The 18,141-nt window shown below is 68.8% G+C and carries 17 protein-coding genes; 10 read left to right on the top strand and 7 right to left on the bottom strand.

The annotated features are described in order from the left end of the window. Positions 1-347 precede the first annotated feature (347 nt). The 8 genes from HIV01_RS12850 to HIV01_RS12815 all read left to right on the top strand — a co-directional run bounded on the left by HIV01_RS12850 (position 348) and on the right by HIV01_RS12815 (position 7,256). On the top strand, positions 348-1,034 hold the full coding sequence (locus tag HIV01_RS12850) for a response regulator transcription factor (RefSeq protein WP_200607688.1): 687 nt from the start codon (positions 348-350) through the stop codon (positions 1,032-1,034). Between the two features lie 62 nt (positions 1,035-1,096). After that, a complete protein-coding gene (locus HIV01_RS12845; protein ID WP_486624452.1) occupies positions 1,097-1,450 on the top strand; it encodes an ApeI family dehydratase in 354 nt (117 codons plus the stop codon). Then, positions 1,447-2,478, top strand: a complete 1,032-nt coding sequence (locus tag HIV01_RS12840) for a lysophospholipid acyltransferase family protein (RefSeq protein ID WP_200607684.1) — start codon at positions 1,447-1,449, stop codon at positions 2,476-2,478. The genes HIV01_RS12845 and HIV01_RS12840 overlap by 4 nt, the downstream gene beginning before the upstream one ends. Continuing rightward, positions 2,420-3,064 (top strand): LolA-related protein, encoded by a 645-nt coding sequence (locus HIV01_RS12835; RefSeq protein ID WP_342367048.1) that lies wholly within the window; start codon positions 2,420-2,422, stop codon positions 3,062-3,064. The genes HIV01_RS12840 and HIV01_RS12835 overlap by 59 nt, the downstream gene beginning before the upstream one ends. Before the next feature lie 10 nt (positions 3,065-3,074). Beyond that, positions 3,075-5,411 (top strand): MMPL family transporter, encoded by a 2,337-nt coding sequence (locus HIV01_RS12830; RefSeq protein WP_200607682.1) that lies wholly within the window; start codon positions 3,075-3,077, stop codon positions 5,409-5,411. Further along, on the top strand, positions 5,401-5,823 hold the full coding sequence (locus tag HIV01_RS12825; protein ID WP_200607680.1) for a hotdog family protein: 423 nt from the start codon (positions 5,401-5,403) through the stop codon (positions 5,821-5,823). Before HIV01_RS12830 ends, HIV01_RS12825 begins: the two co-directional genes overlap by 11 nt. A gap of 51 nt (positions 5,824-5,874) precedes the next feature. Beyond that, positions 5,875-6,615, top strand: a complete 741-nt coding sequence (gene fabG, locus HIV01_RS12820; RefSeq protein ID WP_200607678.1) for a 3-oxoacyl-ACP reductase FabG — start codon at positions 5,875-5,877, stop codon at positions 6,613-6,615. An 80-nt stretch (positions 6,616-6,695) separates the two neighbouring features. Continuing rightward, positions 6,696-7,256: a DUF4156 domain-containing protein gene (locus HIV01_RS12815; RefSeq protein ID WP_200607676.1), complete on the top strand. Its 561-nt coding sequence runs from the start codon at positions 6,696-6,698 to the stop codon at positions 7,254-7,256. Between the two features lie 3 nt (positions 7,257-7,259). Here HIV01_RS12815 and HIV01_RS12810 read toward each other — a convergent pair whose 3' ends face one another. From HIV01_RS12810 to HIV01_RS12800, 3 genes are read right to left on the bottom strand one after another with little or no spacing between them, the layout of a single operon-like run. Beyond that, a complete protein-coding gene (locus tag HIV01_RS12810) occupies positions 7,260-8,120 on the bottom strand; it encodes a glycosyltransferase family 2 protein (protein WP_425600231.1) in 861 nt (286 codons plus the stop codon). Further along, positions 8,113-8,916, bottom strand: coding sequence for a beta-ketoacyl synthase chain length factor (locus HIV01_RS12805; RefSeq protein ID WP_200607675.1), 804 nt, complete (start codon positions 8,914-8,916; stop codon positions 8,113-8,115). Before HIV01_RS12805 ends, HIV01_RS12810 begins: the two co-directional genes overlap by 8 nt. Then, positions 8,913-10,091 carry a beta-ketoacyl-[acyl-carrier-protein] synthase family protein gene (locus tag HIV01_RS12800; protein ID WP_200608527.1) on the bottom strand — a complete coding sequence of 393 codons (1,179 nt, stop codon included), beginning with the start codon at positions 10,089-10,091 and terminating at the stop codon, positions 8,913-8,915. The genes HIV01_RS12805 and HIV01_RS12800 overlap by 4 nt, the downstream gene beginning before the upstream one ends. 146 nt (positions 10,092-10,237) lie before the next feature. Between HIV01_RS12800 and HIV01_RS12795 the strand changes: the two genes are divergently transcribed. Next, positions 10,238-10,921: a YdcF family protein gene (locus HIV01_RS12795; protein WP_200607673.1), complete on the top strand. Its 684-nt coding sequence runs from the start codon at positions 10,238-10,240 to the stop codon at positions 10,919-10,921. Positions 10,922-10,993: 72 nt separating this feature from the next. On the opposite strand, the gene HIV01_RS12790 is transcribed toward HIV01_RS12795, so the two are convergent. The 3 genes from HIV01_RS12790 to HIV01_RS12780 form a co-directional block, all read right to left on the bottom strand. Further along, positions 10,994-12,817 carry a DUF885 domain-containing protein gene (locus tag HIV01_RS12790; protein ID WP_200607671.1) on the bottom strand — a complete coding sequence of 608 codons (1,824 nt, stop codon included), beginning with the start codon at positions 12,815-12,817 and terminating at the stop codon, positions 10,994-10,996. Positions 12,818-13,451: 634 nt separating this feature from the next. Then, positions 13,452-15,662 (bottom strand): S9 family peptidase, encoded by a 2,211-nt coding sequence (locus HIV01_RS12785; protein WP_200608525.1) that lies wholly within the window; start codon positions 15,660-15,662, stop codon positions 13,452-13,454. Positions 15,663-15,703: 41 nt separating this feature from the next. Further along, positions 15,704-16,393 (bottom strand): glutathione S-transferase N-terminal domain-containing protein, encoded by a 690-nt coding sequence (locus HIV01_RS12780; protein ID WP_200607670.1) that lies wholly within the window; start codon positions 16,391-16,393, stop codon positions 15,704-15,706. 153 nt (positions 16,394-16,546) lie between these two features. On the opposite strand from HIV01_RS12780, the gene HIV01_RS12775 reads away from it, so the two are divergent. Further along, a complete protein-coding gene (locus HIV01_RS12775; protein ID WP_200607668.1) occupies positions 16,547-17,152 on the top strand; it encodes a TIGR00645 family protein in 606 nt (201 codons plus the stop codon). Between the two features lie 6 nt (positions 17,153-17,158). Here HIV01_RS12775 and HIV01_RS12770 read toward each other — a convergent pair whose 3' ends face one another. After that, positions 17,159-18,091 (bottom strand): M61 metallopeptidase family protein, encoded by a 933-nt coding sequence (locus HIV01_RS12770; protein WP_200607666.1) that lies wholly within the window; start codon positions 18,089-18,091, stop codon positions 17,159-17,161. Positions 18,092-18,141: the final 50 nt, after the last annotated feature.

The raw sequence follows: 18,141 nt of genomic DNA, 5'->3' as shown, positions 1-18,141 counted from the left end.
ATTTTAGTCGAAATGGTTGTGACGGCCTCGTTCCTCATTCGGAAACGACAGGTGATGGGACCGGTCCAGCGGATGCGGGGGCGGGTGGCGAGCCAGATTTCAGGTTAAGTATCCGTCAAGGCCCTCACGGGGGCGGGGCGTGCTTCGAGCCGCCTCGCGTGCAAATTGGGCCAAATCCTATTCAGAGGCAACCACTCGGCACGTAGTCTGCCGCCTCCCTGCAGTCGCGCGTTCAACATCATGCATACCAACCAGCGGTCTGGCAGCGAAGTCGGGCCACGGGATCACGTCGGTCGATGACGCCATCATCCACCGGTGGCGGATCAGTCTTCAGCCCTCAACCGGTCATGCGGATCCTGCTGATCGACCATGACGCACTTCACGCCGCGGAGCTTTGCCACTATCTCGAGCAGTGCGGTCACGAGGTGGACTGCGCCGGCAGCCATCGCCACGGCCTGAACCTTGCCGCCGACTGTCGCTTCGACGCGATCGTGCTGGCCAGATCGCCGGGCCGCGACGGTGCGGATGTATGTCGCAGCCTGCGCGAGGTCCTGCGGCTGACTACGCCACTACTGGTGCTGGCACAGTGCGCGACGCTGGCGCCGTGCCTGGCGGCGTTGCAAAGCGGCGCAGACGATTATCTGTACGCACCGCTCGCGTTCGCGGAGGTCAACGCGCGGCTCGTCGGCATGCATCGCCGTTATCGACGACGTCAGGCGGGCCCGGTGCTTCGCGCCGGCGACCTGGAGTACGACCTGAAGAACGAGGAGGTGCGTCGGCAGGGCAGGACGCTGCGCTTGCGGCCGTCGTCCAGGCGGCTGCTGCGGGCGTTGCTGGAAGTCGCGCCGGAGCCGGCCGGCTATCGCGAGCTGGTCCGTGACCTGTGGGGTCGGGAGCTGGACCATTCCCAGGAAACCTTGTTGCGGACCCACGTGTGCCAGCTGCGCAACGCCATCGACCGCCCCTTCAAGATGCCGATGATCCGGACCTTCCACGGTCTGGGCTACGGCGTGGTGGCGACCGGGGAGGCATAGCCGGCAGGCGCCAAGCGGCGATGCAATCAGACCGGTGACGCGATGCGGGTCGCGCCCCGCCGGTGCCTTATCCTGTCTGTCTCGCCCGGTCCAGCCAACGCCACAGCATGCGTTTCGTTATCCCCGCCGACCATCCCAGCCTGCCCGGGCACTTCCCGGGTCGACCGCTGGTGCCTGGCGTGGTGCTGCTGGACCGCGTGGTCGAGGCGATCGAGGCGGTATACGGGCCATTGCCGCCGCTGCGTCTGCCGCAGGTCAAGTTCGTGCAGCCGCTGCTGCCGGGCGAGGAGGCGCACATCGAGCTGGAAGGCGCCGCGCCGCGTTGGCGCTTCCGGGTGCTGCGCGGCGACACGCTGCTGGCCAGCGGCGACGTGGCCGCCGCCGAAGCGCGCACGCCCGACGCGAGCAGGCCTTGAACGCGCACTGGAAGCAGCGTCCCGAAGGCGGCGGCCGGTTCGCGATCTGGTTGATCCGCAGCATCGCCCGCCATGGCGGTCGTTCCGTGGCGCGGCTGTGCCTGTATCCGATCACCGCGTACTTCCTGCTCGTGCGCGGGCCGGAACGGCGCGCCTCGCGCGAGTACCTGGCGCGCGTGCTCGGACGGTCGCCGGGGTGGCTGGACGTCGCACGCCACATCCATACCTTCGCCGCCACGATCCTCGATCGCGTGTTCCTGCTCAGTGGCCAGCTTTCTCGCTTCGACATCCGTGTCGAGGGCCTGGAAGCGCTGGCGCAGCGCGTCGATCGCGGCGAAGGCGTGCTCGTCTTCGGCTCGCACCTGGGCAGTTTCGACGCACTGCGCGTGCTGGTGACGACGCGGCCCGCGCTGCGCGTGCGGATCGTCCTCGACATCTCGCACAATCCCGCGCTGACGCAACTGCTTGATGCGCTCAATCCGCGCCTGGCCGCCGATGTCATCGATGCCGGGCAGGATGGCGTCGCCATCGTGCTGGCGATCCAGCAGGCGCTGGCCGGCGGCGAACTGGTGGCGCTGCTGGTCGACCGCGCGGCGCCAGGCGAGGCCGTGACCCGCGTGCCGTTCCTCGGCAACGATGCCGCCTTCCCGAATGCGCCCTGGCTGATCGCGGCGACGCTGCAGGTGCCGGTCGTGCTCGCCTTCGGCCTGTACCGTGGTGGCAACCGCTACGACCTGCGTTTCGAGGAGTTCAGCAACGGGCCGGATACGCTGCGCCAGCAGGTGTCGCGCCGCGACCGGCGCGAGGCCGTGGCGACGGTGGTGCGGCGATACGCGGCGCGATTGCAGGAACAGGTGCTCGGCGCCCCTTACAACTGGTTCAACTTCTACGATTTCTGGGATGGCGATGACGCGGCGGACGACAGGCAAGCGCAACAAGCTGGGCGCGTGGGCGCGGCGCCTGGCGCCGATGTGGATGCTGGTAAGCGCGACACTGTGCGCGGCCCCGGCTGGGGCGAACCTGGTTGAAACCGTCACGGCGGTCGATCCGGCCTGGATCCTCAAGGCCATTGCGCGGCCGGTGCCGGCGAGCACGCCGTTCGTGGAAGTACGCGGATCGAAACTGCTGAAGACGCCGCTGCGCCTGTCGGGCCAGTACCTGCGACCCGATGCGGATACGCTGGTTCGCGAAGTCCGCGCGCCCTATGCCGAAACCACGACGCTGCGCGCAGGCGAGGCGACGATCGCGCGTGCCGGCCAGGCGCCGCGCAAGTTCGCGCTGTCGCGCGTGCCGGAACTGGCCGGGTTCCAGAGCAACTTCGCTGCCTTGCTCGACGGTGATCGCGCCAGGCTGGAGCAGCACTACACGCTTGCGGCGCAAGGCACGCGCCAGCGCTGGAACCTGACGATGGCGCCCAGGGACGCCGCGCTGGCCAAGCGCGTGCAGTCCATTGCGCTGTACGGTCGCGGTTCGGAGTTGCGCTGCATCGAGACGCGAATGGTCGGTAGCGCGCCGCCGCAGCGCACGTTGCTGGCCGGTGCCGCGATGGATGCGGCGAATGTCGCCGATGCCGCCGCGCTGGAAGGCATTTGCCACGGCGACGCGACGCGATGAGCGCGACATCATGAGTGGAGCCCGACGCCTCGCCCTCGCGCTGCTGTGGCTGGTGGCGCTGCTGATCCTGGCGACGCTGGTCGCGCCGCGGCTGCAGCTCAGCGGCGACCTGCGCAAGTTCATGCCGTCGCCGCAGACGCCCGCGCAGAAGCTGCTGATCGACGAACTGGGCGAAGGCCCGGGTTCGCGCCTGCTGCTGATCGGCCTGACCGGCCCGGATGCGCAGACGCTGGCCGCGCAGTCGCAATCGTTGCGCGACCGGCTTGCATCCCTGCCGTCCTTCAAGCTGGTCGCCAACGGCGCGGCGCTGGGGCCGGAGGCGATCCCGTCGCACCTGCGCCCCTACCGTTACCTGCTGTCGTCGACGCTGGATACGCAGGCGCTCGATGCCGACTACCTGCGTGCGCAACTCGATGAGCGCCTGCAGGACCTGGGCTCGCCGGCGGCGGCGATGATCGAGCCGCTGCTGTCGGCCGACCCGACCCTGGAGACGCTCAAGCTGGCCGAAGCCTGGCAGCCGGCGAACGCGCCGCAGCGCCTGCACGGCGTCTGGTTCGACAAGGCCGGGCGCGAGGCGCTGCTTGCGATCGAGACGCACGCCGCCGGCTTCGATCCCAAGGGCCAGCAGGCCGCGTTCGACTCGATCCAGGCCGCGTTCGCCGATGTGCGCGGTGACACCGCCACGCGCATGTCGCTGACCGGGCCGGGTGCGTTCTCGGTGGAGATCGGCAACCGCACCGCGCGCGAAGCCAGCCTGATCGGCACGCTCGACAGCCTGGTCTTCGTGTTGTTGCTGTGGGTGGCCTACCGCAGCTGGAAGGCGCCCTTGCTGGGTGGGCTGCCGCTGGCCAGCGCCGGCCTGGCCGGACTGGGCGCGGTCGCACTCGCCTTCGACGGCGTGCACGGCATCACGGTTGCCTTCGGTTTCACCCTGATTGGCGTGGTCCAGGACTATCCGATCCATCTGTTCAGCCACCAGCGCGCCGGTGTCTCGCCTTGGGCGAGTGCGCGCGCGCTGTGGCCGACGCTGACCACCGGCGTGGTGTCGACCTGTATCGCGTACCTCACGTTCCTCGTCTCCGGCGTCGATGGCCTGCAGCAGTTGGCGGTGTTCACCGTGGTCGGCCTGGCGACGGCAGCCCTGGCGACGCGGTTCCTGCTGCCGGCACTGATCGATCCGGCGCCGCGCGATGCCGCCGATTCGGTCTGGCTCGGGCGCTGCTGGGAACGCCTGGCTCGCTGGCCACGGCTACGCGGTGGTGCGGTGCTGGTGATCGCGCTGATCGCTGCCGCGATCGCTGCATTCGCGCCCGGTTCGTTCTGGCAGAACGACCTCGGCCGCCTGACCCCGGTGCCACCCGCCGCGCTGGCACGAGACGCGCAGCTGCGCAACGAACTCGGCGCCCCCGACGTGCGCTACGTGCTGGTGGTGCAGCAGCCCGATGTCGAGTCGGCATTGCAGGCCTCCGAGCGATTGCTGCCGGAGCTGCAGCGCCTGCGCGACGACGGCGCCATCGCCGGCTACGACCTGGCCGCGCGCTACCTGCCCAGCGCCGCGACGCAGAAGACGCGTCAGTCGCATTTGCCCGACCGCGACGCTTTGCGCGCGGTGCTCGACCAGGCGATGAGCGGCGGGCCGTTCCAATCCGGCGCCTTCGACGAGTTCGTCGCCGATGTCGAACGCGCGAAACAGGCGCCGGCATTGCGGCCGGGCGATCTGGCCGGCACGCCGCTGGCGGCCAGCGTCGAAGGCTTGCTGCTGCAGCGCAGCGGCCACGTCACCGCGCTGGTGGCCTTGAGCGGCGTGCACGATCCGGCGGCCGTCGCCACTGCAGCAGCGCGCAACGGCGCGCAGCTGCTCGACCTCAAGCAGGCGTCGGAATCGCTGGTCGCCCAGTATCGCCAGCGCGTGCTGTGGGCGCTGGCGCTGGCGGCGGTGCTGCTGACCGCGGCGGTGTGGGTGGCGTTGCGCTCGCCGCGCCGCGTGCTGCGGGTACTGGCACCGATGGCGCTGAGCACGCTGCTGATCCTGGCGCTGCTGCGCGCGGTTGGGGTCGAGTTGAACCTGTTCCATCTGGTCTCGCTCATCCTCGCCGCCGGCCTTGGCCTGGATTACGCATTGTTCTTCGATCATGCCGGCGACGACCGCAGCGAACAGCTGCGCACGCTGCACGCGGTCATCGTCTGCAGCCTGACCACCTTGCTGGTGTTCGCGTTGCTGGCGGCGTCGAGCATCCCGGTGCTGCGCGCCATCGGCTCGACGGTCGCTCTCGGCGTGGTCTGCAACTTCGTGCTGGCGCTGCTGATCGTGCGTGCGCCGGCGAGCGAGGCGGGCGATGGCGCGTGAGGACATCGCCGCGCTGATTCCCCATCAAGGCGCGATGTGCCTGTGGGAAGAGATCATTGATTGGGACCACGAACGCATCCGCCTGGTTTCGCATGGGCATCGCGACCCGGCCCATCCGCTGCGTCACAACGGCAGGCTGCACGCGGTGCACCTGTGCGAGTACGGCGCGCAGGCGATGGCCGTGCACGGTGGCCTGATCGCGCGCGCCGCCGGCGAAGCGGTGAAGCCGGGGATGCTGGTGTCGCTGCGCGGCGTCGAGTTGCATGTCGGGCGGATCGATGACCTGCCCGGCGCGCTCGAGGTCGAGGCGCATTGCCTGATCGCCGAGGCTTCGGGCGGACAGTACGCATTCGTGATCCGCCACGCCGGGGTCGAACTGGCGCGCGGGCGCGCCGGAGTCATACATCGGTAGGAGCGGGCAGGCTCCTACGAAAAAGTCCCGGTTTCGCGCACAATCCGCGCAATGACCACCTCCAAGACCCAGCCCCGTCGTGCCCTCGTCACCGGCGGCAGCGGTGACATCGGCAGCGCGATCTGCCAGCGCCTGGCGGCCGATGGCTTCGAGGTGATCGTCCATTCCAACCGCAACGTCGAACGCGCGCAGGCGGTCGTCGACGCAATCGCGGCCGCCGGCGGACACGCCAGCGCGGTTTCGTTCGATGTCGCCGATGGTGAGGTCACCGCTGCGGCAATGGCGGGCCTGCTCGAGCAGGGTGCGATCCAGGTGGTGGTCAACAACGCCGGCATCCACGACGACGCGCCGATGGCCGGCATGAGCGAGCGGCAATGGAGACAGGTCATCGATGTCTCGCTGCACGGCTTCTTCCATGTCACCCAACCGCTGCTGCTGCCGATGGCGCGCACGCGCTGGGGCAGGGTGGTCAGCGTGTCGTCGGTGGCGGCGGTGCTGGGCAACCGCGGCCAGACCAACTACGCCGCGGCCAAGGCCGCGCTGCACGGCGCGACCAAATCGCTGGCGCGGGAGATGGGCAGTCGCGGCATCACCTGCAATGTCGTGGCCCCGGGCCTGATCGCCGGCCGCCTGGCGGATGCCGCATTCGCGCCCGCGGCGATCAAGCAGCTGGTGCCGGCCGGCCGGGCCGGCCAGGCCGACGAAGTGGCTGCGCTGGTGGGCTTCCTGTGCTCGAATGCGGCCGGCTACATCAACGGCCAGGTGATCGGCATTGACGGCGGCATGACCTGACTGAACGTCAGAAACGTCGCATTGGCCGGTCCGGGTGGCCTGGCGTAGGATCGGCGCATCGTCCCTGCACGGAGATCGCCATGCGTCGCGTCCTCCTCTCCCTGATTCCCCTCCTGCTTCTGCTGGCCGGCTGTTCGTCGACCTCGCAGCTGGTCACCGGCACGCCACGTCCGCCGATCGATCCCTCGCAGGTCCGCATCTACTTCACGCCGCCGCCGGGTGGCTACGAAGAGATCGCCCAGCTGGAAACCGCCAGCGGCGGCTTCACCTACGGCGAGCAGAACAAGTTGAACGACGTCATCAACAACCTGCGCATCGAGGCGGCCAAGCTCGGCGCCAACGGCGTGCTGTTCGTCGGCAGCGAGAACAGCTACGGCGGCAGCAGCATCGGCGTCGGCGCCGGTGGTGGCAGCTACGGCGGCTATCGCGGCGGCAACTTCAGTTCGGGCGGCATCGGCGTGAGCATTTCGCCGACCAAGAAGTTCGCGCACGGTGTCGCGATCTACGTCGCCAACCCGCCGCCGCCGGAACAGATGCCGGCCATGCCGCAGCCGCAGGGCACGCCCCCGCAAGGCATGCCGCCGCAAGGCACGCAACCGCCGGCCACGCCGCCACAGGGCACACCGCCCAAGGGCAAGTAACGGTTACCGCGCTGCGTCGTCGAGCGCGGAAATCGGGTCCCGCCCGGGCTCGAGCACGCCCAGCCGTTCGTCGTCGTCGATCAGCGCCGGATTGGCGCGGATGCTGCGGAACACCGCCGGGATGCCGCCGCGCCGGAACACGCCGGCGACGATGTGCGAGGTGATGCGGCTGAAGTCGCGCAGCGGCTTGAAGTGGCTGGGACGGAACTGCTCGTCGCCATGCACGGTCTGGTAGCGCGATTCGATCGGGACCGACACGCAGCGCGTGCCCAGCTGCTGTGCGGCCGAAATCAGGATCTGCGCCTCGAACACGAAGTCCTCGCCTGGCACTTCGGCGAGGGCCGCGACCGCGGCCGGATACAGGCGCTGGCCGCTTTGACTGTCGGCGACGCCATAGCCGGTGCCCCAGGCGATGCCCCAGTCGGCGAACTCGTTGGCGAGGCGCCGGTGCAGCGGCTGCTGCGAACGGCGGTGCAGGCGCGCGCCGATGACGACATGGCCCGGATGCCGGTTGGCCGCGGCGAGCAGGCGCGGAATGTCGCGCGCCAGGTGCTGGCCGTCGCCATCCATCGTCACGATCGCGCGGGCGCCCATGGCCAGTGCCGCGGCGAAACCGTCGCGCAGGCTGGCGCCCTTGCCGAGCCGGACTTCGTGGCGCAGCACGGTGACAGGCAGGTCGGCGACGCGTTCGGCGGTGCCGTCGTCGGAACCGTCGTCGATGACGATCACGCGCGGGCATTCGCCGAGCGCGCCGGCCACCACTTCGCGGATGCGCAGTGACTCGTTGAGCGCCGGGATCACCACGACCAGGTCGTCGCGGGTCAGCCGGTCAGGGCGAGTCGGGATATGGAGGCCGTCAGCCATGCGCGGCCTCCGCGCCGGTGACTTCGACCAGCAGATCGTGGTCGGGACCGGCAACGACGCGCGCGCTGCCATTGCCGCGCGCCAGCAGGTCGAACAGCGGCAGCATCGGCGCCATGGCATTGGCCGCCGCCAGCGTCGCCAGCGGCCCGCTTGCGTCGCGGTCGCCGTGGCGTTGCACCAGTTGCACGCTCAACTGCGGACGTCCCGCAGCGGCTTGTCGCGACAGCACCAGCGCGCCGCCGAGCAGGCCATCGCTCGGTGCCATCCGCGCCAGCGGGCCGGAGGCCTGGCCGTCGTAGGCAACCAGCAGCACCGCCTCGTCGCCATTGGCCAGGTGCGCAAGCGCATCGAGCAGGCCCTGGGCGAAGCTGGCCTCGCGCGCGCTGATCGCGCTGGCCGCCGCCATCGCGCCGGTGCCGATGGTCCAGTAGCCGGCGGCGGCGTTGTGCACGGAATTGTGGAAACGCGTCGGCGACAGCGAGCGCGGTTCATCGGCCAGGGTCGCGCACATGTAGTCGGTGATGCCCAGGTCGCCATGGGTGGAGGCGAACACCGACGGCAGCGTCGACGGTTCGCGTCCCGCGTCATGGCAGGCGGCCATCGCCACTTCGAGCGCGACCGCAACGGTCTCGGGGGCGCGTCGACGTTCGTTGGCCGGCAGCAGTTGCGGCGACGGTCGCGACGGCGCATCGGCCACGAGCGTTCCTGCGCTGGCATGGACGACCGCGGCATTCCAGGACGGCAGCCCGCGCGTCCAGAATCCAATGCCTTCGATGTGGGCCAGCAGCGGCGTCATGCGCGACCGAACACCAGCGAGCAGTTGTTGCCGCCGAAGCCGAAGGAGTTGTTCATCGCGTAATCGATGTCGACGCGTTGCGGCTGGAAACGGATCTGCGGGCCGCAGGCCGGATCGGGCGCACTGCTGTTGAGCGTGCCGGGCAACTGGCCCAGTTCCAGCGCGATCAATGCGATCACCGACTCGACGATGCCGGCCGCACCGAGCGTGTGCCCGGTCCAACCCTTGGTCGAACTGGCATGCAGGCTGTCGGGGAACAGGCGCGCCACCGCTGCCGCTTCGATCGAATCGTTGGCGGGCGTGGCGGTGCCGTGCAGGTTGAGGTAGCCGACTTCACCGGCGTCGATGCCGGCGCGGGCGAGCGCATCGCGCATCGCCAGCTGCGCACCCAGGCCATCCGGATGCGGCGAGGACATGTGGTGGGCATCGCTGGATTCGCCGTAGCCGCGCAGCTGCAGGCCGGCATCGCCGGGCTGCGCGCGCTCGAGCACGGCGAAGCCGCCGGCTTCGCCGAGCGACAGACCGCTGCGACCGGCGTCGAACGGACGGCAAGGTTCGGCGGCAACCAGTTGCAGCGAATTGAAGCCAAACAGAACGCTGCCGCAAAGCGTGTCGACGCCGCCGACCAGCGCCGCATCGGCAAGGCCGGCGGCGATCAGGCGCGCGGCCTGGGCGAACACCTTCGCGCTCGACGAGCAGGCGGTGGCGACGGTAATTGCGGGTCCGCGCAGGCCGGTGGCGTGCTGGACGAATTCACCGAGCGAGTGCGGCGTGTGCACGTCGGCGCGGGCGAGGTCGGCCGGGAACGCGCCGTCGTCGAGGTTCGCGTAGGCATCCTCGGTCGCGCCGATGCTCGACGTCGACGTGCCCACGACCACGGCGACGCGATCGGCGCCGTGGCGTTCGATCATCGCGGCAATGGCTTCGGGGATGCCGTCCTGGTTCAGGGCCAGCCAGGCGAGGCGGTTGTTGCGCGAGTCCCAGCGGCTGAACGGACCCGGCAACGGCAGATCCTCCAGCCCGTCCACTCGACCGATCCAGCAGTCGAGCGGCGCCGTGCCGAAATCGTTCCGACGCAATCCGCTGCGCGAATCGCGCAATGCCACCGCCAGTGCCTCGCGGCCACGGCCGACGGCACTCGTCGCGGTATAGGCGCGAATCGCCAGCGGCGGCATGGGCATCACGGCGGGGCTGGCGGGACTCAGTGCGGGCGGCACGCAGGACTCTCTTTCCAAGAGTGCAGAGTATAGCGAGCGCCCCCGTGGCCCATCCCCGGCGTAAACTGAACGGCCTTGCTTCACGTCCGTTCAGCCCGTTCATCGTGACCAGCCGCACCGCACACCGACGGGCCCTGTTTGGCGACCGCGACGTCCTCCACGCGATGGCGGTGGCGGGCGCGGCCTGCCTTTTCAGCGCCGGCCTGGTCTATCTGGGTTACTTCGTCCATGTCCTGCGCGTGGCAAGGCGTGCGCCCTGCCGGCCGCAGCAGGGAAATTGCGTGCTGCTGTTCGGCAAGCATTCACCACAGGGGCGCATGGACCACGATTTCCAGGCGCGCCTGGACCGTGCCGTTTCGCTGTGGACACACAGCCCGCCGGCGAGCGTGGTGCTGCTTGGCGGTGGCGCGCCCGGCGAGGCCACCGAGGCGGAACTGGCGCGACGGGGGCTGTTCGCGCGCGGTGTTGCGCAGGACGCTCCGCTGCTGCTCGAGTCGCAGTCGCGCGACACCCTGCAGAACCTGCGCAATGCCAGGGCGCTGTTGGGCGAGCGCATGCGTTCGCGCGTGACCCTGCTGAGCAGCCGCTATCACCTGGCGCGCTGCGCGCTGTTCGCCCGCCAGCTCGGCTTCGATGCGGAACTGTGCGCGGCCGAGCCGCGCCTGCGCCTGGATGCCCGCACCTGGCTGCGCCTGGCCGGAGAGGCCGGATACGTCTGCATGACCGACGTGGGTGCGCGCTGGGCCCGGCTGATCGGGCACCAGCGAATGCTCGCAAGAGTCAGCTAGTCCCCCAAATCCCTCCCCCCTTGCGGGGGAGGGACAGGCCGCCACCGGCGGCCAGGGAGAGGGGTAAGGCCCTTACTTCTTCGCCTTCTGCGCGGGCACGAACACCTCACGCACCGCCTTCGCCAGCAGGTCCGGCGGCAACAGCCCCTGGTCGAGCAGGAAGTTGTTGAACGCCAGTCGGTCGAACTTGTCGCCCAGCGCCACCTCGGTCTCCATGCGCAGTTCGAGGATGCGCGTGTAGCCGTAGAAGTAGCTGCCGGCCTGGCCCGGGGCGTTGAAGGTGTAGCGGTCCAGCTCCTGCTTGGTCATCGCCTCAGACAGACCGACCTTCTCGCGAAGGATCTTGCCCGCGGCTTCGCGGTCGATCAGGCCCAGGTTGAGCATCGGGTCGAGCATCGCGCGCGCGGCGCGCATCAGGCGGAACTGCAGCGCGATCAGCTGGCCGTCGAGCGGCTCGTACGGAACCATCTCGGCTTCGGCGTACAGCGCCCAGCCTTCGACGTTGACCGAGTTGAAGGCGAACATCGTGCGCGCCAGCGAGATGCCGCGCTCGACCATCGCGGTGAACTGCAGCTCATGGCCCGGACGGCCTTCGTGTGCCGACAGCGTCCAGCGCACCGCATCGAAGTTGAAGTCGTCGTACGACAGAGCCTTGCCGTCCGCCGTCGGCACCGAAACCGGCAGCACGAACTGGCCCTGCTGGCCGGTGTTGCCGATCAGCGGTGCCGGCAGGAAATGCGGCGCCGGCTGCGCGGCTGACTCGGCCTCGCTGCCCAGGCGCATCACCATCGGCCGCTGCGGCACGTCGACGATGCCCTCCTTGCGGATGATCGGGTCGATCGCGTCGATGACGGTGCGGTAGCGCGCCTCGAGCTGGTCGTTGGGCATGCTCTGCTGCTTCAGCGCGTTGATTACGCCGACGTAGTCGTGCACGTCGCCGACCTTCAGGCCCTTGTCCTTGGCCACCAGCGGTGCGAGCTGCTGCATCGCGGCGCGCGTTTCCATGAACTCGACCTGGGCGCGGCGGATCAGCAGCTGCGGGTCGATGTCGATGCCGTATTGCTTGAGCTGGTTGGCGTACAGCTCGGCCGGCAGGCGCGTGTCGGTGCGCGCTTCCGGCAGCACGCTGGTGCGCGCCCACTGGCCGTAGGCCTTGAGCTGGGTGTCCATCGCCGCGAGCGCTTCTTCGGCGCCGGAGACTTTGTACTTGGCGAACAGGTCCTTGATGCCGGCGACGTAGGTGTCGACGTTGCCCAGTGCCTGTTCGACTTCAAGCCTGGTCGGGCGCAGCAGTGCCTTGTCGCCGGTGCGCTCTTCGTAGCGGGCGCGTGCCAGTTCGGTGATGGGGGTGGTGCCAGGTGCCTGGCCGACATAGGCCTTGAGGCGGTCGAGCGCGCGTGCGCGGCGCTCCGGCGGGGTCTGGTCGGAGAGCAGGCCCTTGATGCCGCTGAAGACCGTCTGCGGTGCATCGGTCCACGGCAGGGTCAGGCGTTCGTTGAGCGCGCTGGTTTCGATGTTCTCGTCGGCGGCCTGGATCATGATCGCCAGGTCCTGGCGCACGTTCGGGTCGCGCTCGGTGGCGAGCCTGGTCTGCAGTTCGGCCTTGGCCTTGGTGGTGGCGTCGCGGAAGCGCTTGGCGTTGTCGGGCTTGAGGTCGACGACGCGGTCGTCGTAGCCCGGCACGCCGAAGAACGACATCTGTTCCGGTGCGAACTCGGCCTGCGCCTTCAGCAGGATCTGCGCGTACTCGTTGCTCTTGGTCACCCAGGCCGGCGAGGCCTTGGCGGCAGCACTCTTCGTGGCGGGCGCCTTGGCAGCAGGCGTGGCGGCCTGGAGCAGGGCGGGCGTGCCCGCGGCGAGGGTCAGGGCGATGGCAAGGGTCAGCGGCTTGATCATGGCTTCGCGGGTCAGCGGAAAGTCCGGCGAGCATGGCGGCTGCGGGCGCTGGAGGCTATACCCCGAAGGTCACGGGGCCGCTTTTTTGGCTTTGGGGCTTTGGGGCTTCGGGTCTTCGTGGCTTGCGTCTGCGGAGCGGCGTCGTCCGCCGGGCCGGGGATTGCTCCGCCCCTTAGTCAGACATCCTGTCTGATGCGGGGCGCGGGACATCCATGTCCCGCTGCTGCGCAATCCCCGACCCGGCGGACGACGCTTCGGCAATTCATTTCCTTGTCTTCGTTGCCCTCTCTTCAACCCCCCTGGGTTTGGAACGACCACTTCCTTTCGCGGGCGTCCGGGACCTAGGTCACCGAGCAGACGTGCGAATGAGCGAGGGCACGGACACCGTCCAGGGCCGGCACAGCGCGAGTCCGACCGTCGCAACTGCATCACGCGGGCACTGCGCTCTCGCCACCAGTTGAAGTCAATAGAACAGTAGGAGCTTCCGGAAGGAGGGGGTGGGGTGTATTTCGCGAACAGTAAACGGAGCGAAGCGGAGGTTCGCGGAAGTACACCCCACCTCCTCCCCCTGCGACAACCGTGCAAAAGAAAACGGGCCGCATGGCGGCCCGTCTGCATCTCCCAACTCAGTGGATTACTTCAGGCAGCGCCCGAAGAACTCCTCGGTCAGGCGCAAGCGGTGCAGGTTGTCCGCACCCTTGAACCCATGCTTCGCACCCGGGTAGGTCATCAGCTCGAACGGCTGGCCACGCTTCTGCAGCGCGCTCATCAGGGCGGTCGAGTTGGTGAACAGCACGTTGTCGTCGGCCATGCCGTGGATCAGCAGCAGCTTCGACTTCAGGCCGTCGATGTGCTGCAGCACGCGTGCTTCCTTGTAGCCGTCGATGTTGCCGGCCGGCAGGCCCATGTAGCGCTCGGTGTAGTGCGTGTCGTACAGGCCCCAGTCGGTGACCGGTGCGCCGGCGACGCCGCAGGTGTACTGGTCGGAGGCCTTGGCCAGCAGCATCAGCGTCATGTAGCCGCCGTTGGACCAGCCGTACACGCCGATGCGCTTGCCATCGACCCACGGCTGCTTCTTCAGCCACTCCACGCCCTGCAGCTGGTCGGCCACTTCGACCGTGCCCTGCTTGCCGTACAGCGCGCCACCGAACGCGGCGCCCCGACGCGGCGTGCCGCGATTGTCGATCGAGAACACCACGTAGCCGTGCTGCGCCAGGTACTGGTTGAAGTCCGGTGCCCAGGTGCGCTTGACCGTCTGCGAGGCCGGGCCGCCGTAGACCATCACCACCACCGGGTACTGCTTGCCGGCCTGGAAACCGGCCGGCTTGAGCACGCTGTAGTGCAGCGGCGTGCTGCCGTCGGCGGCGGTCAGCGTGCCGAACTCGATCGGCTGCTGCGCCGCCGCGAACTTCGCGTACGGATGCTGCGGGTCGCTGAGCTTGTTCTCCAGCAGCGCGGCGATGCGCGTGCCGTCATTGCGGTACAGCTCCAGCTGCGGCGGCGTGGTCGGGTTAGACCAGTTGTCGACGAAGACACTGGCGTTGGCGGCGAAGCTGGCGGTGTGCACGCCGTCGGCCTGCGACAGGCGAGCGATCGCACCACCGGCGAGCGGCACGCGGTAGACCTGCGCGTCGAGCGGGGAATCCTTGCCGGCGGCGAAGTAGACCTGGCCGGCGGCTTCGTCGACCGCGAGCACGCCGTCGACCGGCCACTCACCGCTGGTCAGTGCCTTGGCGTTGCCGCCGTCGGCATCGAGCACGTACAGGTGTTCGAAACCACTGCGCTCGCTGTTCCACAGGATGCGACCGTCCTTGAGGAAGCGCAGGTCGTTGTGCAACGGCACCCAGGTCTTGCTGGTCTCGGTGACCAGCACGCGCTGCTTGCCCGTGGCCAGGTCGTTCTCGATCAGTTCCAGCGTGTGCTGGTCGCGCGACTGGCGCTGGAAGGTCAGGTGCTTGGGGCCGCGCCAATCGACGCGGGCCAGGTAGATGTCCTGTTCCTTGCCCAGGTCGACCCACTTCGGCGCGGAGCCTGCCTTGGGTGCGACGACGCCGAGCTTGATCAGCACGTTGTGGTCGCCGGCGGCCGGATAGCGCTGCTCGACCACTTCGGTGCGGTCCGGATAGACCTCGTAGCGCTTCTGCACCGGCACCGGCGTTTCGTCGATGCGGGCGAAGGCGATCGCCGAGTCGTCCGGCGCCCACCAGTAGCCGGTGTGGCGATCCATTTCCTCGTCGGCGACGAACTCGGCAACGCCGTTGCCGATCGTTTCGCTGCCATCGCGGGTGAGCTGGACCTGCTTGCCGCTGGCCAGGTCGATCACCCACAGGTTGCGATCGCGCACGAAGCTGACGAAACCGCCCTTGGGCGAGAGCTTCGGGTCGGTGGCGAAACCTTCGCCACTGGTGAGCTTGCGCACCGCGGCCTTGCCCGACTTGCTGAGGTCGTAGACGTACAGCTCGCCGCCGAGCGGGAACAGCAATGCCTTGCTGTCCGGCGCCCACTGGTAATCGACGATGCCGCTCAGCGCGGCGATGCGCTGGCGTTCGCGGCGCGCCTTCTCGGCATCGCTGAGCACCTCGTCGCCGGGCAGGATGTCGTCGGCATCGACCAGCTTCACGGTCTGGCCGCTGGCGATGTCGTAGGCCCACAGGTCGAGGCGGTTCTTGTTGCTCTCCTTGCCGCGCAGGAAGGTCACGCGACTGCCGTCGGGCGCGATCTTCGCCTTCATCAGGCTCGGACCCGACAGCGGCGCATCACCGGCCAGCGCTTCGAGCGTCAGCTTCTGCGGTGCGGCGGCGGTGGGGGATTTCTGTGCGAGGGCGGGAACAGTGGCGATCGACATGGCAAGCAGGCAGGCGGCGGCGCCGCGGGCGGTGAAGTTCTTCATTTAGTCTCTGGTGTGCCAAAAAGGATCTTGTGCATTTCCGGGGTCATTTCGCGCTTGGCGCCGTAGCGTTCACCGACCGCGTACGCGCGCTGCACCGCCGGACGCGCGGCCACCGCCGCATGCCAGCGGCGCAGGTTCGCGAACGGCTCCAGGTCGAGCGGGGCCTTGGTGTAGGGGTTGATCCACGGATGCGCGGCCATGTCGGCGATGCTGAAGTGACCGGCGATGAACTCGCGGTCGGCCAGGCGCTTGTCGAGCACGCCGAGCAGGCGCAGGACTTCGCGCTTGTAGCGGTCCTTCGCGTACGGGATGTCTTCGGGCGCATAGACGTGGAAGTGGCCGTACTGGCCGGTCATCGGTCCCAGTCCGCCCATCTGCCAGTGCAGCCACTGGTTGACCTCGACGCGGCCGCGCAGGTCGTCGGCGAAGAACTTGCCGGTCTTGTTGGCCAGGTACAGCAGGATCGCGCCGGACTCGAACACGCTGATCGGCTCTCCGCCGTCGGCCGGTGCACGGTCGACGATCGCCGGCATCTTGTTGTTCGGCGAGATCTTCAGGTATTCGGGCTTGAACTGGTCACCGGCGCCGATATCGACCGGGTGGATGGTGTATTCCAGCCCTGCCTCTTCGAGGAACAGGGTGATCTTGTGGCCGTTGGGGGTCGGCCAGTAGTGCAGGTCGATCATCAGTCAGACGCCCTGGCAATGGGAGTCCGGAGTGTAAAGCGGCCGGCCGGGTCGCGGAGCGTGCCGAACGGCCAAGAGGTGCAAGGTCGGCGATGGCAGTGCCGGCGGCCCGCCGTTACCCTAGCCGGCCCGCAAACCAACGGCCCCCGGCGCATGACGCAGACGTCCGAACGCACCCTCAATCCCCTTCCGGCCCTGATCTTCAGCTCGCGATGGATGCAGCTGCCGCTTTACCTGGGCCTGATCGTCGCCCAGGGCGTGTACGTCGTCTTGTTCATCAAGGAGCTGTGGCACCTGATGTCACACGCGACCTCGTTCGGCGAGCAGCAGATCATGCTGGCGGTGCTGGGCCTGATCGACGTGGTGATGATCTCCAACCTGCTGGTGATGGTGATCGTCGGCGGCTACGAGACCTTCGTCTCGCGCCTGCGCCTGGAAGGGCACCCGGACCAGCCGGAGTGGCTGAGCCACGTCAACGCCAGCGTGCTCAAGGTCAAGCTGGCGATGGCGATCATCGGCATCTCCTCGATCCACCTGCTCAAGACCTTCATCGCCATCGGCGGCCTCGGTGCCGATCCCGCGATCGCCGCCGCTGCCTCCGTGGCGACCGATCCCGCCGCCAAGGGCATGGTCTACACCGAAGCCGGCGTGATGTGGCAGACCATCATCCACTGCACCTTCATCCTGTCGGCCATCGGTATCGCCTACACCGACAAGCTGATGGCGCAGGCTGCCAAGCCGCACAAGGCGGCGCACTGACGGGCCTTACGGCTTCGCGCGCGGCCGCATGATCGCCGCGCGCAGTTTCCGTGCGTCGGCGCGGTCGGAGTACACCAGTCCGTCCGCGCCGCGTTCGATGCCCAGCGCCGAATAGGCCGCAACCAGCGACGGAAACTCGCGCGACTGCGCGTAACGCCGGTACGCCGGCAGGAATACTTCCGCGCCGGCAAGCTCGTCCAGCTTTGCCATGAACGCTTCGGGCGCGACCTCACCGGTGCCGCGCAGGCAGCAGCGCGAGTACTTTGACAGCACCGCATCGAGGCTGCTGCGGTGCTCGCGTCGCAGCGCCAGGTCCGCCTCCAGCCAGAACGCCGCGCCGGCCCAGTACACCCGCATCGTCCCGCGCCGGCCGAGTCCGTCCAGGGGCATGCCGCTGTCCTCGCGCTGGCCGCGGCTGAAACCGGCGTCAAGCTCGCGCCATGCCGTCTCCGGCGTCAGCAGGCCGACCCGGGCGCGCAGGACATTCTGGTAGTAGCTGGCGAGGCCCTCCGCCAGCCAGCGCCCTTCGCGGCCCAGGTACGGGTGGAACAGGTGCGAGAGCTCGTGCACCGCGGTCCAGTCCGCGCGCAGCTCGGCCAGGCTGGCGTCGCGGCGGACGAACAGCAGCACCGACACGTCGTCGCCGCGCTGGGTCTGGCCCCACGGCACCGGGCTGTCGTCGTCGCGGTCGATCTGGGTGATGCGCACCGTCGCGTCGGCCAGCGGATAGCGTCCGAACGGGGTCAGCGTCGCCCCGGCGGCTTCGGCCAGCCAGCGCTGCAATTCGTCGATCCGCGCCGGGTCGGTGGTCTCGACCACCTCCACGTGCAGCGTATTGCCGCCGGCACTGAGGACGTGTTCGTTCACGATGGGCTTGCCATCGTCGGCGTAAGCCGGGGCCGCGGCGAGCAGTGCCAGCATCAGCAGCTTGGGGTGCATGACGCGTCGCTTCCTTCAGGGGCAGGGGTGACGGCCCCGGTACAATACCC

Origin of the sequence: Lysobacter arenosi, assembly GCF_016613475.2 — a bacterium.
Taxonomy (GTDB): Bacteria; Pseudomonadota; Gammaproteobacteria; order Xanthomonadales; family Xanthomonadaceae; genus Lysobacter_J; species Lysobacter_J arenosi.
The sequence above is the reverse complement of the archived record's forward strand: the minus strand, read 5'-3'. Positions and strand labels throughout refer to the sequence as shown.

Bases quoted from the DNA above. Each gene is read 5' to 3' on its own strand.
- HIV01_RS12780 (WP_200607670.1), bottom strand. From the start codon at position 16,393: ATGATCGACCTGCACTACTGGCCGACCCCCAACGGCCACAAGATCACC.
- fabG (WP_200607678.1), top strand. From the start codon at position 5,875: ATGACCACCTCCAAGACCCAGCCCCGTCGTGCCCTCGTCACCGGCGGC.
- HIV01_RS12785 (WP_200608525.1), bottom strand. From the start codon at position 15,662: ATGTCGATCGCCACTGTTCCCGCCCTCGCACAGAAATCCCCCACCGCC.
- HIV01_RS12775 (WP_200607668.1), top strand. From the start codon at position 16,547: ATGACGCAGACGTCCGAACGCACCCTCAATCCCCTTCCGGCCCTGATC.
- HIV01_RS12810 (WP_425600231.1), bottom strand. From the start codon at position 8,120: ATGGCTGACGGCCTCCATATCCCGACTCGCCCTGACCGGCTGACCCGC.
- HIV01_RS12835 (WP_342367048.1), top strand. From the start codon at position 2,420: ATGTGGATGCTGGTAAGCGCGACACTGTGCGCGGCCCCGGCTGGGGCG.
- HIV01_RS12790 (WP_200607671.1), bottom strand. From the start codon at position 12,817: ATGATCAAGCCGCTGACCCTTGCCATCGCCCTGACCCTCGCCGCGGGC.
- HIV01_RS12815 (WP_200607676.1), top strand. From the start codon at position 6,696: ATGCGTCGCGTCCTCCTCTCCCTGATTCCCCTCCTGCTTCTGCTGGCC.
- HIV01_RS12850 (WP_200607688.1), top strand. From the start codon at position 348: ATGCGGATCCTGCTGATCGACCATGACGCACTTCACGCCGCGGAGCTT.
- HIV01_RS12825 (WP_200607680.1), top strand. From the start codon at position 5,401: ATGGCGCGTGAGGACATCGCCGCGCTGATTCCCCATCAAGGCGCGATG.
- HIV01_RS12800 (WP_200608527.1), bottom strand. From the start codon at position 10,091: ATGCCGCCGCTGGCGATTCGCGCCTATACCGCGACGAGTGCCGTCGGC.
- HIV01_RS12830 (WP_200607682.1), top strand. From the start codon at position 3,075: ATGAGTGGAGCCCGACGCCTCGCCCTCGCGCTGCTGTGGCTGGTGGCG.
- HIV01_RS12770 (WP_200607666.1), bottom strand. From the start codon at position 18,091: ATGCACCCCAAGCTGCTGATGCTGGCACTGCTCGCCGCGGCCCCGGCT.
- HIV01_RS12805 (WP_200607675.1), bottom strand. From the start codon at position 8,916: ATGACGCCGCTGCTGGCCCACATCGAAGGCATTGGATTCTGGACGCGC.